General features: G+C 43.7%; 10 protein-coding genes. 5 read left to right on the top strand and 5 right to left on the bottom strand.

From position 1 onward, the window contains the following. Window positions 1-127: 127 nt before the first annotated feature. Genes murC through CLIN57ABFB40_RS14570 form a run of 5 tightly spaced genes read left to right on the top strand, consistent with a single transcriptional unit; the run spans window position 128 to window position 5569 of the window. Complete coding sequence (gene murC, locus CLIN57ABFB40_RS14590; RefSeq protein WP_175630772.1) at window positions 128-1504, top strand: UDP-N-acetylmuramate--L-alanine ligase; 1377 nt, start codon at window positions 128-130, stop codon at window positions 1502-1504. 5 nt (window positions 1505-1509) lie between these two features. After that, complete coding sequence (locus tag CLIN57ABFB40_RS14585) at window positions 1510-2256, top strand: cell division protein FtsQ/DivIB (protein ID WP_175630771.1); 747 nt, start codon at window positions 1510-1512, stop codon at window positions 2254-2256. Window positions 2257-2263: 7 nt separating this feature from the next. After that, complete coding sequence (ftsA, locus tag CLIN57ABFB40_RS14580) at window positions 2264-3715, top strand: cell division protein FtsA (RefSeq protein ID WP_175630770.1); 1452 nt, start codon at window positions 2264-2266, stop codon at window positions 3713-3715. A 56-nt stretch (window positions 3716-3771) separates the two neighbouring features. Beyond that, window positions 3772-5082, top strand: coding sequence for a cell division protein FtsZ (gene ftsZ, locus CLIN57ABFB40_RS14575; protein ID WP_175630769.1), 1311 nt, complete (start codon window positions 3772-3774; stop codon window positions 5080-5082). 37 nt (window positions 5083-5119) lie between these two features. Continuing rightward, complete coding sequence (locus tag CLIN57ABFB40_RS14570; RefSeq protein WP_175630768.1) at window positions 5120-5569, top strand: GatB/YqeY domain-containing protein; 450 nt, start codon at window positions 5120-5122, stop codon at window positions 5567-5569. A gap of 289 nt (window positions 5570-5858) precedes the next feature. Here CLIN57ABFB40_RS14570 and CLIN57ABFB40_RS14565 read toward each other — a convergent pair whose 3' ends face one another. The 5 genes from CLIN57ABFB40_RS14565 to CLIN57ABFB40_RS14545 form a co-directional block, all read right to left on the bottom strand. Further along, on the bottom strand, window positions 5859-7340 hold the full coding sequence (locus tag CLIN57ABFB40_RS14565; protein ID WP_175630767.1) for a glycoside hydrolase family 30 protein: 1482 nt from the start codon (window positions 7338-7340) through the stop codon (window positions 5859-5861). A gap of 110 nt (window positions 7341-7450) precedes the next feature. Further along, window positions 7451-9001, bottom strand: a complete 1551-nt coding sequence (locus tag CLIN57ABFB40_RS14560; RefSeq protein WP_175630766.1) for a sulfatase — start codon at window positions 8999-9001, stop codon at window positions 7451-7453. 135 nt (window positions 9002-9136) lie between these two features. Continuing rightward, window positions 9137-10810 carry a RagB/SusD family nutrient uptake outer membrane protein gene (locus CLIN57ABFB40_RS14555; protein ID WP_317167737.1) on the bottom strand — a complete coding sequence of 558 codons (1674 nt, stop codon included), beginning with the start codon at window positions 10808-10810 and terminating at the stop codon, window positions 9137-9139. A gap of 22 nt (window positions 10811-10832) precedes the next feature. After that, the gene (locus CLIN57ABFB40_RS14550; RefSeq protein ID WP_175630764.1) at window positions 10833-13595 is read right to left on the bottom strand and encodes a SusC/RagA family TonB-linked outer membrane protein; all 2763 of its coding nucleotides are present in this window, start codon (window positions 13593-13595) and stop codon (window positions 10833-10835) included. 38 nt (window positions 13596-13633) lie between these two features. Continuing rightward, window positions 13634-15466 carry a RagB/SusD family nutrient uptake outer membrane protein gene (locus CLIN57ABFB40_RS14545; RefSeq protein WP_175630763.1) on the bottom strand — a complete coding sequence of 611 codons (1833 nt, stop codon included), beginning with the start codon at window positions 15464-15466 and terminating at the stop codon, window positions 13634-13636. Window positions 15467-15470: the final 4 nt, after the last annotated feature.

Raw genomic sequence — 15470 nt, 5'->3', positions numbered from 1 at the left:
GCTTTCAGCCACCCCTCCTTCCCGGAAGGGAGGGGAAACCATGCGGCATCCAGGACTTGTGAAGCGAAAGATGATAAAATAGCAGATTATTAATCTAAGTAAAAACAGGTAATCAATAACTAAAGAAATGAATATCGAAACAATAAAATCAGTTTACTTCGTAGGTGCCGGCGGCATCGGCATGAGTGCGCTAGTCCGTTACTTCCTCTTCAAAGGAAAAGTAGTGGCAGGATATGACCGTACCCCTACTCCATTGACTGAAACCCTAATTGCTGAAGGCGCGCAAATACATTACGAAGAAAATGTCGACCTGATTCCCGAAGCCTGCAAGGACAAGGAAAGCACTCTCGTCATATTCACACCCGCCGTTCCGCAGGAACACGAAGAATTAGTCTATTTCCGCAACAACGGATTCGAAATACAGAAACGTGCACAAGTATTGGGCACGATTACCCGTTCAAGCAAAGGACTATGCGTAGCCGGCACTCATGGCAAGACCACCACTTCTACCATGACCGCCCACCTGCTCCATCAGTCACACGTGGAATGTACCGCCTTCCTCGGAGGAATCTCTAAGAACTACGGAACCAACCTGCTGCTTTCCCAGGAAAGCCCCTACACGGTCATCGAAGCCGACGAGTTCGACCGCTCCTTCCACTGGTTGTCGCCCTATATGTCCGTCATCACCTCGACAGACCCCGACCACCTCGACATCTACGGAACAGCGGAAGCCTACCTTGAAAGTTTCGAGCACTACACCACCCTTATCCAACCGGGCGGTGCATTGATAATCCGCAAAGGCATCTCCCTGCAACCGAAAGTGCAGCCCGGCGTACGTGTCTACACCTACTCACGTGACGAAGGAGACTTCCACGCAGAGAACATACGCATCGGCAACGGAGAGATATTCATCGACTTTATAGCCCCGGACACCCGCATCAATGACATCCAACTGGGAGTCCCGGTAAGCATCAACATAGAAAACGGCATAGCCGCCATGGCATTGGCACACCTGAACGGAGTGACTGCCGAAGAGATAAAAAGAGGTATGGCAAGCTTCCGCGGAGTAGACCGCCGGTTCGACTTCAAAATCAAGAACGAGCGTGTTGTCTTCCTAAGTGATTACGCACACCACCCCTCTGAAATCAAACAGAGCGTGCTGTCTATGCGTGAACTCTATAAAGACAAGAAAATTACAGCCATCTTCCAGCCGCACCTCTACACTCGTACGCGCGACTTCTACCAAGACTTTGCTGACAGCCTGTCGCTGCTCGATGAAGTAATCCTTGTAGACATCTATCCGGCACGCGAAGCACCGATTCCCGGCGTCACAAGCGAGTTGATATATGACAATCTCCGTCCCGGCATCGAAAAAAGTATGTGTAAAAAGGAAGATATACTGAACATTCTGAAAGATAAAAACATTGAAGTATTAATAACTTTGGGAGCCGGAGACATCGACAATTATGTCCCCGAAATATGTAAAATCCTCGAAAACCGATAAAGCTTATGGTAAAGAGAATCCTTCTGTCCATTGTCATGCTGGTGCTCATAGCCTACCTCGTCGTAGCTGTCAGCGCCTTCAACCGCAAGCCTGCCGACCAGACCTGCCGTGACCTGGAATTAGTCATCAAGGATACCGCTTACGCCGGCTTCATCACCAAGGACGAACTGAAAGGTATCCTTCAGAAAAAAGGCATCTACCCCATCGGGAAAAAGATGGAACGCATCTCCACCAAGTCGCTGGAACGCGAGCTGGGCAAGCATCCGCTGATTGACGAGGCAGAATGTTACAAGACCCCCAGCGGCAAAGTCTGTGTGGAAGTGACTCAGCGTATCCCTATCCTGCGGGTGATGGGCGCCAACGGTGAGAATTACTACCTCGACAACAAAGGAACCGTCATGCCGCCGGAGGCAAAATGCGTCGCCCACCGGGTAATTGTCACCGGAAACGTAGAAAAGTCGTTTGCAATGAAGGATTTATATAAGTTTGGTGTATTTTTGCATAATAATAAGTTCTGGGATGCGCAGATAGAGCAAATTCACGTGTTGCCCGACCGCAACATCGAATTAGTGCCACGTGTGGGCGACCACCTTATCTATCTTGGCAAACTGGACAATTTTGAAAACAAACTAGCACGCCTTAAAGAATTCTATAAGAAAGGACTCAACCAGGTAGGCTGGAACAAGTATTCACGCATCAACCTCGAGTTCAGCAACCAGATTATTTGTACGAAACGAGAAAATAATAAATAAAAAGGATATGGCAACAACAGAATTTATCGCCGCTATTGAACTTGGTTCATCGAAGATAACCGGTGTGGCCGGAAAAAAGAACAGTGACGGAAGCATGCAGATATTGGCATATGCCCAGGAAGACTCTTCTACGTTTATCCGTAAAGGAGTGATATTCAACCTGGACAAAACGGCACAAAGCTTGACTTCTATCATCAACAGACTGGAAGGTGAGTTGAAAAACTCAATCGCCAAAGTATATGTAGGTATCGGCGGACAGTCACTTCGCACAGTCCGCAACGTGGTAAGCCGCGATTTGGAAGATGAAGCTATCATATCGGAAGAGCTCGTAAGCGCCATCGGTGACGAGAACATCGCCATCCCGGTGGTCGACATGGATATACTGGATGTAGCGCCCCAAGAGTATAAGGTAGGCAACAACCTGCAAGCCAATCCGGTAGGTCTGGTAGGAAGCCATATCGAAGGCCGTTTCCTCAATATCGTAGCCCGCGCTTCTGTACGCAAGAACCTGGAGCACTGCTTCCAACAAGCTAAAATAGACATTGCCGACCAACTGATTGCCCCGCTCGTTACGGCCAACACCGTACTGACGGAAAGCGAACGCCGTTCGGGTTGCGCACTGATTGACTTCGGAGCGGACACGACCACTATCTCCGTCTACAAGAACAACATTCTTCGCTTCCTGACTGTACTACCGCTGGGTGGCAACAGCATCACCCGCGACATCACCACCCTGCAAATGGAGGAAGAAGAAGCGGAACGCCTGAAGAAAGCCTATGGTGATGCCCTCTACGAAGAAGATCCGGAACAGGAAGAAGCTACCTGCAAACTGGACGACGACAGCCGTACCATCAAAGTAGCCGACCTTAATAACATCATCGAAGCCCGTGCCGAAGAAATCATCGCCAACGTATGGAATCAGGTACAGCTATCCGGCTTCGAGGACAAACTGCTGGCAGGAATCATCCTGACAGGAGGAGCCGCCAACCTGAAAAGCCTCGACGAAATGCTACGTAAACGCAGCAAAATAGAGAAAATACGGATGGCGAAACTTCCGCGTAACACCGTCCATGCTCCGAGCAATATCCTGAAGAAAGACGGTTCGCAGAACACCCTCTTCGGACTCTTGTTCGAAGGGAACCAGAACTGTTGCCTGACAGAAACCGCTCCGCAACCTGCATCGGCTTCTGCCACTTCGAAACCGGAACCGGAAATCCACAAAACAGTAGATATGTTCGAGGACGACCAGGAACTGAAAGAGCAAGCCCGCCTTGCCCGTCTCAAGAAGGAGGAAGAAGAACGCGAGGCGAAGATAGCAGCTAAAGAAGCGGAAAAGATTCGCAAGCAGAAGGAGAAAGAGGAGAAGGAAAGACGGAAACGGGAAGCCGGTCCGAGCTGGATTCAGCGCAAGATTGACTCACTGACGAAAGAGATTTTCTCAGACGACGATATGAAATAACTCCTGAAGGCATAGCTTATAATTTGTAAATAGTAACTAGTAATTAGTATAAGATTATGGACGAGATAGTACAATTCGATTTCCCGACAGATTCACCGAAAATCATCAAAGTGATTGGTGTAGGCGGTGGCGGCGGTAACGCCGTAAACCACATGTACCGGGAAGGTATCCATGATGTAACGTTCGTTCTTTGCAACACGGACAACCAGGCATTAGCCGAATCACCCGTCCCGGTGAAACTGCAACTGGGCCGTAGCATCACACAAGGGCTTGGAGCCGGCAACCGTCCCGAACGGGCACGCGACGCCGCTGAAGAGAGTATAGAAGATATCAGAAACCAACTGAACGATGGCACCAAGATGGTGTTCATCACAGCCGGAATGGGGGGTGGAACGGGAACCGGAGCTGCTCCTGTCATTGCCCGCATCGCGAAAGAGATGGATATTCTGACTGTCGGCATCGTCACCATCCCATTTATTTTTGAAGGAGAAAAGAAAATCATCCAGGCATTGGACGGTGTAGAGCGCATCGCCCAGCATGTTGACGCCCTGTTGGTCATCAACAATGAACGCCTGCGCGAAATATATGCCGACCTGACCTTTATGAACGCTTTCGGCAAAGCTGATGATACCCTCTCCATTGCCGCCAAGAGCATTGCCGAGATTATCACCATGCGCGGTACGGTCAACCTTGACTTTGCCGATGTCAAAACCATCTTGAAGGACGGTGGTGTAGCCATTATGAGTACCGGATTCGGTGAAGGTGAAAACCGTGTCACCAAAGCAATCGACGATGCCCTGCACTCTCCGTTGCTCAATAACAACGATATCTTCAATGCCAAGAAAGTAATGCTGAACGTCTCTTTCTGCCCGTCATCGGAACTGATGATGGAAGAAATGAACGAGATACATGAGTTCATGAGCAAATTCCGCGAAGGTGTAGAAGTTATTTGGGGAGTTGCTATCGACAACTCGCTGGATACAAAGGTGAAAATTACCGTATTGGCAACCGGATTCGGTGTAGAAGACGTTCCCGGCATGGACAGCCTGCATGCAGCACGCAGCCAGGAAGAGGAAGAACGCCAGTTACAACTGGAAGAAGAGAAAGAGAAGAACAAGGAACGTATCCGCAAAGCATACGGCGAAAGTGCCAGCAACATCGGAAGCAAGAGTCTCCGCAAACGCCGCCACATCTATCTCTTCAACACGGAAGACCTGGACAACGACGACATCATCGCCATGGTAGAAGACTCTCCTACGTATATGCGTGACAAAACGACTCTGACCAAAATCCGCACGAAAGCTGCCCTCGAAGAGGAAGTGGCTACGGAAGAGGCTACAGACGACAACGGTGTCATCACTTTCTGATAACTTATAACATATAAACATCATAACATATAAAGATATGGATTTATTCGACCAAGTCAGCGAAGACATTAAAAACGCAATGAAGGCAAAAGACAAGGTTGCCTTGGAAACTTTGAGAAATATAAAGAAGTTTTTCCTGGAAGCCAAGACCGCTCCGGGAGCTAACGATACACTGACAAATGACGCAGCCCTCAAGATTATCCAGAAATTAGTGAAACAAGGAAAAGATTCTGCCGAAATCTATATCGGACAGGGACGCCAGGACTTGGCTGACATAGAATTAGGCCAGGTAGCCGTTATGGAAAAATACCTTCCGAAACAGATGTCCGCTGAAGAGTTGGAAGCTGCATTGAAGGAAATCATCGCTGAAGTAGGTGCTACCAGCGGTAAGGACATGGGTAAAGTGATGGGAGTTGCCTCTAAGAAATTGGCAGGACTTGCAGAAGGACGTGCTATTTCCGCTAAAGTGAAAGAACTTTTGGGATAATCCTCATTCTCTACACAAAGTTTTTTATCTGCCATCTGCGACATTTCCGTTTTTATACACTTATAATCAGCCAGTTATAGCGTTGCAGATACCTATTGCAGCTATGTTACAGATTCTTTTATCTGCAACATAGCTGCAACAGTTTTTTTTATAGTCTGAAACAGTTGGTTCTCCCTATACTTCCAAACCGAAAAGCCAATACATAAAACATCATTTCGCAGTAGAAAAACTATCGTTTCCTTACGCGAGAGAACAACTGTTCCGATATGGAGAAACGGAAGTTCAAATATTATTTCATACTAAATGTATTGAAGGAGTGTGCTTTTAAAGTTACATCTAAAAACTTATCACCTAACTTCACTGTTAAATTCTTCGGCTCGTCATTAAAATTGGCAGCTACAACCAAATATCTTTTCTCCGGTGTAAGGAATATAACAACAGGCAGTTTATCTTCACCTTTTGCTTTATATTGTAATACTTTAGTTCCCGAAACCACCTTGTTGCTGAAATGTTTTACTGCATAATACTCTGGAGTATAAGTAACCGAAGCAGTCTTTGAGTCTACACGAATCAATGCATTCTGTTTCCAGCCCCAGCCACTTGTCCCTGCATCACACAAGATAGCATTCCAGAAAGTATATTCCTCACAGCCATTTCCTAAATAATGACTGATTAGGTTGAAAGTATGTTCGGCAGCTTTCCAATCGAATGTACCGGAGCCACATTCACTTTCAGTCTGCATATATTTATAATCAGGATACCTTTTACGGATTTCAGGGAGAATTTGTCCACCCCACCATTGGAAACCGACACCTTCGACGGCATCTTTCATGCGGGGATCAGAAAGAACCTTTTCTACCAGTTCAATACGGTTTGTATTGAGCGTACCCAAATAAACTTGAACACCAGGATGCTGTTTCTTTATTGTCGGCGCAAAATATTCCACATTGAAACGAATAATACCCTCTAGAGTCCATGCACAAGCCGGATAGATGGAATAAGCCCACGGCTCATTCTGAAACATTACACGAGAAATAGCAACTCCTTCTTCCTGATAAGCAGATACGAATTTACAGAAGTAATTGGCATAGGCTTGCAAATAGCGAGTATCTTGAATAAAATAGTCGTTGACAGCTACTTGCTTGGGATAAAATGTCTTATCTACATTATCAGTACCTTCATAAAGAGCTATTTCATGCTTAGCCGGCAATTGGTTCACCTCGGCATTGCTCCTCACAGAATAGTAATGATTGACTTTCATCCAAGAAGGAGGTGACCAGGGAGAAGCCCAAAAAGTCATATCGGGGTTAATACGTTGAACTCTCTTTATATAGGGTATCAATGTTGTTTTATCACGGTTAATATTGAAATATTTCAATTGGAAATCACCCGGCACCTCATCACAACTGTACCAATTACGGGCATAGTCATTAGCATTCATAGGAATACGTCCCATGGAAAAGCGCAAATCTCCATCAGGAGAAAACAGGTTGTTTAAAACAGCGTCCTGTTCTTTAGGAGGCAACATATTGAGAGCATCCCAACCTAATTCATTAAAACAAGTTCCCCACTTCTTGAATATCTGTATATTTTCAGTACCATCTACTGACAATAAAGGGATATTTTGACTATCTGCCTGTAATTTGGTTTTAGCTTCTTTCCAAATATTATTATCTGTACTGCTAATCCAGATAAAAGATTGAGCATATATACTGGAAAAAAACGCTAAAAGAGTTCCCAGCGTACATAATTTCTTTAAATTCATTTTCATTAGTATTTTGTTAAGTAATAATTCAAAGCAGGTTAATGACAATTTATCGAAACAGTCTGAAAGGTTTAAGAATACAAAAGCCTGCAATATTAGTTCTGTATAATATCATTTTAATAAGTTATCCTATCAGGGAATTTTTGTTCCTTACCCCAACTGTCCTCCGACACCTTCAACCAGTTGCCAAGTTCCTTTTTCAATAGCTTAGCTTGTTTTACCGAAATCTCTTCCATCTTCAAGGCATGCATTTGGTAGGGATCTTTCAAATTATCAAAAAGCTGATAATTTCCATCTTTTGTCACCAAATACGAATAACGGTCGGTACGAACACCTTTTTCTTTCTGCTGATAAAAGAATTGAGAAACAGGCTTCTTTACATTCTTATATTTACCAGTAAGAATGCCTTGCGAATAATCCTTTCCCTTCACTGTTTCGGGTAGTTTGTCTCCAAGATTCATCATACCCAACAAAGTCGGCATAATGTCCGTAGCACCTAACATCAGATCGTTTACTCCCGGTTTCAGCCTACCAGAATAACGTATAAAGAACGGAATAGAGAACGATTCATTGTAAATCACACTCTTCGCCATACGTCCGTGGCTACCCATCATTTCTCCGTGATCAGCGGCAAATATTAAAATAGTATTGTCCGTCAAACCTTCTTCGTCCAAAACCTTTAACACACGACCTATTTCTTCGTCCACACTCTTCACTAAAGAGAAATAAACTTTAGCCTGAAATGTCAGTTGTTCCAAGTTTTTCACTTGTGTACCCTCACCAAACTTCACATTGGGACGAAGCAAGACTTCTTCCGATTTCAAATCTTTGTAATATTGGTTAAACACCTCTTCCTTACAATCCGTAAGTCTATGATAAGGTGTGTGAGGCGGATTTATACTCCAAAATAAACTGAAAGGTTTAGAAGCATCCCGCTCCCCTTGTTTATTCCGCAGATAGCCTATCACTACATCCGCTTCCACTTCCGAAGTAAACCGACGATAACGAAACGGTTCACCATCCTTCTGTCCACCCACCAGTTCTGGGCGATTGGAATAGGCTGTAGCGTTAAAGTGACTGTCTTTCAACTGCTGAAACCAATATTTATTACTCTTGCGTCCTCTTCCTTCGGGAATATAGGTATCGTATGGATATACACAATGTCCGCCGGGCTTCTTGGTTGTACCCACATAATTGTTTTCCTTGTCAAACAAAGCTTCTGTACGATGCCAATGCGTTTTTCCCACGTAGGCCGTTTCATAACCGACTGTCGCAAGTACATCTGTGAAACAAACCAAACTGTCGGGAATACCATTCTGGTTATTCACATGGCAATTACCCGGCACTCCATTCTTCTCCGGAAATGCGCCTGTCATCAGCATGGCACGATGAGGACTACTCAACGGACAAGTACTGCACGCCCGATTAAAAACAACACTCTGTTTTGCCAACCTGTCCAGGTTAGGAGTATGAACCGGATCACCTACCGTATTCAGCACATTGCGATATGCCGGATCGCTCCATAAGCTCAATGCATTCAACCGATATTGATCCGGGAAAATATAGACTAGGTTCGGTCGTTGTTCTTGTCCAACAACCTGTGTACACGTTCCTGCAAAAAGAGTTGCAGGAAGTCCCCAAATAAGTTTGTGCAAAATTCGTTTCATTTCTATTTTAATTTAAACAAAGACTATTTATACATTACTTCTCCTGACTAAAGCGAACTCGACGAGCTATAAACTAATAACACAGCTCCTATGCCCTATAAAAGCAACATAGGACTGTGTTATATACAAAAACCATTACCAACCTGGATTCTGCCCCAAATTAGGATTTTTGTATTTCTCCGTATTAGAAATCGGATAGAAATACAAGTTGTCCGTCATGTTTCTGGTTTCCATCAGAAACTTGGAATATTCAAACTTTCCAGCCTCGTCCTTAATAACTTTCACACCATAAATATCAGCAGTCTTATCCAAATCCTTCCAACGACGCACATCCCAAAAACGATGTCCTTCAAAAGCTAATTCCACCCGTCGTTCGTTCTTCAGACGTTCTATGAAATCAGCTTTTCCCATACCTGCAGGATAAGGAGGCATTTCTACCTTACCACGCGCACGCACTTTATTCACTGCTTCGCGGGCAGTCATAGGATAATCCGTATCCGCATAATCAGGATTTCCAAAAGCATTTATCATTGCTTCCGCATAATTCAGCAAAATTTCAGCATAACGGAACAAGACCCAGTTATGTTGCGCTTTAGTAGTCGTGGAACCTGACACAAAGCTGATATTGGGATTAAGATATTTGTACAGATAATACCCTGTAGTAGTAGCGTTAGTCAAAGGAAGCCCATTAGCACCGCCTTCCCATATCTGAAGAGGAGCACCACACCAATTCATATTATTGTAAGCCACAGTTCTTGCCAGACGTGGGTCACGGTTACTGTAAGGATTGGCTGCCATAGTAGGATCGTTCCAGTCAAATTTGGAACCGTCTTTCATCTCAAAAGCATCCACCAAATTCTGTGTGGGACAAGTAGAAGTTTTTCCACCCTCTACTCCCATGGGGAAGTTGGCTTTCTCAAAATCTCCTGTTTCACCTACACCACGGGCTAAAATCACTTCGGCACATGTATTATTCACTTTACGAAACTGAGCTGTAAGATCATCCACCAGCTCATAACCCAACTCAGAAACATTACCAATGATCTCATAAGCAGCGGATGCAGCTTTTTTCCATTTTCCGGCATTATCTTCCGAATAGAGAGGACTTGCCATATAAAGCGTAACTCTGGACTTCAATGCCAAGGCTGCCCCCCGAGTGATACGACCAATATCTTTACTAGCAAAACCTTCCGTATAAGTAATGGGCAATTTACCTTCAGCTGTAATTTCTGTAAGCTCTTTTATAATGAAGTCCGCTACCAAATCACAACTTTCACGTTCCAAGCTGTTCACCTCGTCCTGAGTGAGCACTGTAGTAACCAAGGGCACATCATGATAACGCTTAATTAATTCAAAATAATAAAACGCACGAAGAAAACGTACTTCATAAGGAAAGTTATTAAATTCCTTCATCATATCCTTATACTTCTCTGCATTTTCCCAGTCCTCGAAAATTTGCCCCTCAGCCTCCTTCAGATAAAGGTTGGCGGCACGAATGGCTGTGTAGTATTTACTCCATACATCATCTACGAGTCGATTAGCCGACCAAGTACCGTTTACAAAATAATGAATAGCTGAAGACTTGTACACATGTACGGCATCATCTGTAGCCGCATCCTGCATAGCACCTTCCGTATTACAAAAATCTTGAGGCAAATAACTATAAATATTGGTCACCATCTTCTTGGAACGTTCAAAGCTCGTAAAGATGTTTTCCTTTTGGTAATCGTTTGACTCATCGCAGTCCATGAAGTCACATCCGCCCAATATGCAGACCGATATAAGTAATGCTATATGTTTTAATTTCATAAGTTTCATTTCGCTTAAATTATTAGAAACGTAAATTAACGCCAAATGTATATTGAGTCATCAACGGATGACCGGTACCTGTCATTTCAGGATCTATCACACCATCCATTTTATCAATGCTGAACAAATCATGCCCACGGGCAAACAGTCTCATATGGTTCACACCGGGTAACTTATTTACCCACTTTTGTGGTAAATCATAATACACTTCCAATGTACGCAACTTCAGGTATGAGGCATCAGTCACCCACAAAGAATTCGTATTATAGTTGTTCTTGGAACCATTATAAGTGAGACGCGGATACTTGCCATCAAGATTACTTTCCGTCCAACGATTATCATAATAATATTGAGAAACAGTATTATTGTTTACCAGAGGACGATAGATACTGCGTGTATCAAGCATCTGACTATAATTGGCAACCCCTTGGAATAAAGCTGTAAATCCTAATCCTTTGCATTCGGCACCAAGACTGAAACCGTAATAAATCTCAGGACAGACTTTATTATATCCTAAAGCTACTTGATCATATTCATCAATTACTTTATCACCGTTCTGATCCTTGAATTTTAAGTCACCGGGACGTACTTCATCCAGTATCTGTTTCACTTCACGATTTTTAATATCATCCCAACTCTGATAAATCCCTTCCACTTCATAACCAAAATATTGGCTTACAGAATGTCCGGTACGTTTCAAATAATCATACGGACGATACACCTCATTCATCTCCTTAATCTTATTACGATTGAAACTGAATTGCCCGCCTAACTGATAAGTAACATTTCCTATTTTATCATTCCAATTAGCTGCAACTTCCACACCGTAGCTATTCACAATACCACTGTTTATATCAGGAGCTGCAATACCTAATACAGAGGAAAGAGCGCCATCTCCATCTACCAAAATATCTGTACGATGATCATAATAACCATCTATTGATAAAGAAAGACGATTCCATGCCATAAAATCAATACCTGCATTCAACTTATGTGATTTTTCATAAGTTAACCCATCTACAGCAAGACGAGCCTCTTTCATACCGCTGATAGAAGCCGGTGTTTCACCAAAATAATAACTTCCACCACCACTATATGAACCACGGAAAAGTTGTACACCATAGTCAGCACGCCCTGCAATACCATACGAAGCACGAAGTTTCAACATATTCAGCCAGTCAGCTTTAAAAGCATTCTCTTCTGAAAGAATCCAACCTGCACCTACCGAAGGAAAAATCCCCCACCGATCATCCGGTTCGAGAATACTGGACGCAGAACCTGCCAAAGAGAAATCAAGCAAGTAACGATTCTTATAAGTATAATGAATTTGCCCCACAATATCCATAAAGGCTCTGCCTGCATTCTGCCCACGCTTCATCAACTTGTCCATACTATAAAACACAGTAGCGTTCAACTTATGATCAGCCTTCCAGATACGATCATAATTCACCTGTGCGTTGATAGTCAGACGGCGAACCACATCCTTGATACTGCTACTAAAGTCTAAAGCAGTCTCTTCAGTCAACTTCTTATAAGAATTTTCTTCACCGTCCCAACCCATAGCAGCTTGTTCGGTTGCATATTTATGCTGGTTGCGTTCCCAATATCGCGCCTCGTTGTCAAAACCTAGACGAGCAGTAGCAGACAAACCTTTAGTAATGAAACTCAAGTCCTGTACAAAGTTTATGTCGGCATAGAGATTACGAGTCTGCCCACGTTCATAACCAGTATCAGAAATCATAGCTATCGGGTTACTACCATAAATTGAAGTTGCACCCCATCGGCCACCAGAAGTCTTGATAGGCATAGCCCCAGATGGAACTTTGTACAACATATCAAATATGTCAGCAGTAGTAGTATAAGGACGATTGTCCTCCGCAAAGTTACCACGCATATTAAGCTGCAATTTAGTGGTATTTCCTAACTTGATGTCGAGATTGGTCATGAAGTTCAATTTAGAATACTTAAACTGCGTAGAATATCCTTCATTCTCCTCTGTGGGTTGTAAGATACCTTTATCATTCAAGTAATTCAACTGAGTAAAATACTGTACAACATCACCACCTCCACGAAGAGAAAAATTCACATTATTACCGAAACTATGGTCTCGAAGCGCTTCGTCCACCCAATCCACATTAGGATAAAACTCCGGATAAGTTTGGTCGCGGAAAGCATCCAACTCACGCTGACTGTAACGAGATGTCATGATACCGTCATTTCTCAAGCCTTCATTCATAGACTGAGCATAAGTATAACCATCCACAAATTCTGGTAAACGACGTGGTGTGCCCATCTTAAACTCGTAATCGAACGTAATGACAGGTTTCCCTACACAACCACGCTTGGTAGTGATAAGAATCACACCGTTAGCACCACGTATACCATAAAGCGCCAGTGAAGCGGCATCTTTCAGTACACTGACGGACTCGATATCTTGCACAGCAAGATTATCAATACTACGTTCATAACCATCAATCAATATCAACGGACTCTTACCACTGGTAGTCCCTACACCACGTACATAGAGTGTAGCACCGTTTTCCCATTCATTCCCTCCATTCTGCAAAACCTGAAGACCGGGAATCAGTCCAAACAAAGCGTTGGAAGCTACCGTACTGGTACGGTGACCCAGTTCATCAGCCGTAGCCATGCCACCAGAAATAGTCGCTTCTTTCTTGCTGAACGAGATACCCCGTCCATAATGCTGTATGCTGTCTGCTACTTGAGCTGCCGCAATGGAAGAACACAGCAGCCCTGTAATGATTAGCTTTATACTTTTTTCCATAAGGATAGTATGATTACTTTATTCAATAATAAATTATGTTATTCCCAACCAGGATTTTGAACCAATCCGTAACCTTTGTTCACCTCTTTGGGAGGGAATGCGCTCAAATACCACTTGGGAGAGAAGCCACCGGCTTTCTGCCAAGCCCTTTCTTTTAATTGTGGGAACTCAAACAGATATTCTCCTGTTTTCTTATGCTTATAGAAATAAAGACCATGCAAATGCTTAGTAAAGTCCGTCTCACGTTTCCAACGAATAAGGTCATAGAAACGAACTTCCTCAAAGCCAAATTCACAGGCACGCTCACGAAGTACCGCTTCACGGAATTCTTCTTTGCCCAATCCAGTCTTCAAATCACCCAAACCTACACGATTCCTCACCACATTGATGTAAGAATAAGCCTCCCCGGTACGGTTACATTCATTCAATGCCTCAGCATACGACAAATAGACCTCAGCCAAACGTAGTAACGGCCACTGAATAACACGCCCACTCCACTCCCCTTGACGGTCGAGTAAAAACTTGCGTGCTGTCAGACCGTTAGTGGTTAATCCTTTATCATCCAAACTGACACTTTTATTATTATAATGTTCGCCTTTCGGATAATTTGTCTTATCTTTTGAATATTGCCGATATATAGCAGCCACACCGCTACCGAACTTGTCACCATCCAACAGAATGGTTTCGCACAAACGAGGATCACGATTTATAAACGGATTTTTAGCATGCTCTTGGTTATTCCAGTCAAAATCGCTTCCATCTGCCATAGGAAACATATCGAAGTACTCTTTAGTAACTCCCCAAGCACCCCAACGTGCACTTTGCATGATACCGCCGATATTGTTGGTCTTATAATGACGACGTACCGAAATCAATGATTCGGTCGTACCTCGTGTATAGTAAGCGTCACGGAATGCCATACGCGGCTCTCCAGCTTTTACCAAACCGTAGAAACCTTCCTTATTCAATGCCCTAAAAAAGTCTTCGCCTGCTTTTGCGGCATCTTCCCAACGCTTTTGTTCATATCCACCAAACCAAGTCATCAGTCTTTCGGAAGCTTCGCCTTCATAATAAGGCATCTCGTTATTAAATAAAGGACTTGCAGCAAACAAAAGAACACGTACTTTCAATCCCATAGCGGAAGCACGGGTCAGGCGACCACTCCAGTTGTCAGATTCTTCTTCAGTAACATTCCAGGGAAGTTCTTTACAATCAATAGCTTCATCCAACAATCTCACAATAAAATTCACAGTCTCCTGCAAAGTGGCACGGGCAGGAAATCCCAAACCATCTTCTGCAGAAATAGCTCGATCTACAATAGGCAGACCACCAAAGTGACGAAGCATTTCGGCATATTGAGTAGCAATCACAATTTTAGCTTCTGCTTTCAAACGCAACTTCTCAGCATCTTCCATATCAGGCACACGGTCCACATTCTCTATAAACACCCAAGCCATGCGGATACTTTTCCAACTATTACGCCGGGTAAAGCCGTATTTGGTACCTCCGTCTCCATCGGACGCCTCTTCTGAACCGGCATTGTAAGCACCACTATAATAAGCTTTATTAGGACCATCCCAAGTCAAAGCAGAATTACACAAATCCGTCAAGTCTTCCTGAATGCCGAACCACATATTGGTGGAGTAACCATAACTGTTACTTGCCCAAAATGCGTATGGCAAATTACCGTAACTATTCCACAGCACCCGACGCGCATATACCGCTGTAGAAAAGATGGTATCAATGGTAATATCCGAACTAGGCGGTTTCTGGAGGAATTTCTCACCCAGCGCAAAGTCCTCACATGATATTGTGGTAATCAATAAAGCCCCCAATATCAATCCTTGAAAATATCTTGTAAGTGATTTCATATTA

Origin of the sequence: Bacteroides acidifaciens (assembly GCF_903181435.1) — a bacterium.
Taxonomy (GTDB): Bacteria; Bacteroidota; Bacteroidia; order Bacteroidales; family Bacteroidaceae; genus Bacteroides.
This window is presented reverse-complemented; position numbering and strand designations above follow the sequence as displayed.

Excerpts from the sequence above, each read along its gene's own strand:
- CLIN57ABFB40_RS14555 (WP_317167737.1), bottom strand. The coding sequence starts at position 10,810 with ATGAAATTAAAACATATAGCATTACTTATATCGGTCTGCATATTGGGC.
- CLIN57ABFB40_RS14570 (WP_175630768.1), top strand. The coding sequence starts at position 5,120 with ATGGATTTATTCGACCAAGTCAGCGAAGACATTAAAAACGCAATGAAG.
- CLIN57ABFB40_RS14585 (WP_175630771.1), top strand. The coding sequence starts at position 1,510 with ATGGTAAAGAGAATCCTTCTGTCCATTGTCATGCTGGTGCTCATAGCC.
- CLIN57ABFB40_RS14545 (WP_175630763.1), bottom strand. The coding sequence starts at position 15,466 with ATGAAATCACTTACAAGATATTTTCAAGGATTGATATTGGGGGCTTTA.
- murC (WP_175630772.1), top strand. The coding sequence starts at position 128 with ATGAATATCGAAACAATAAAATCAGTTTACTTCGTAGGTGCCGGCGGC.
- CLIN57ABFB40_RS14560 (WP_175630766.1), bottom strand. The coding sequence starts at position 9,001 with ATGAAACGAATTTTGCACAAACTTATTTGGGGACTTCCTGCAACTCTT.
- CLIN57ABFB40_RS14565 (WP_175630767.1), bottom strand. The coding sequence starts at position 7,340 with ATGAAAATGAATTTAAAGAAATTATGTACGCTGGGAACTCTTTTAGCG.
- ftsA (WP_175630770.1), top strand. The coding sequence starts at position 2,264 with ATGGCAACAACAGAATTTATCGCCGCTATTGAACTTGGTTCATCGAAG.
- ftsZ (WP_175630769.1), top strand. The coding sequence starts at position 3,772 with ATGGACGAGATAGTACAATTCGATTTCCCGACAGATTCACCGAAAATC.
- CLIN57ABFB40_RS14550 (WP_175630764.1), bottom strand. The coding sequence starts at position 13,595 with ATGGAAAAAAGTATAAAGCTAATCATTACAGGGCTGCTGTGTTCTTCC.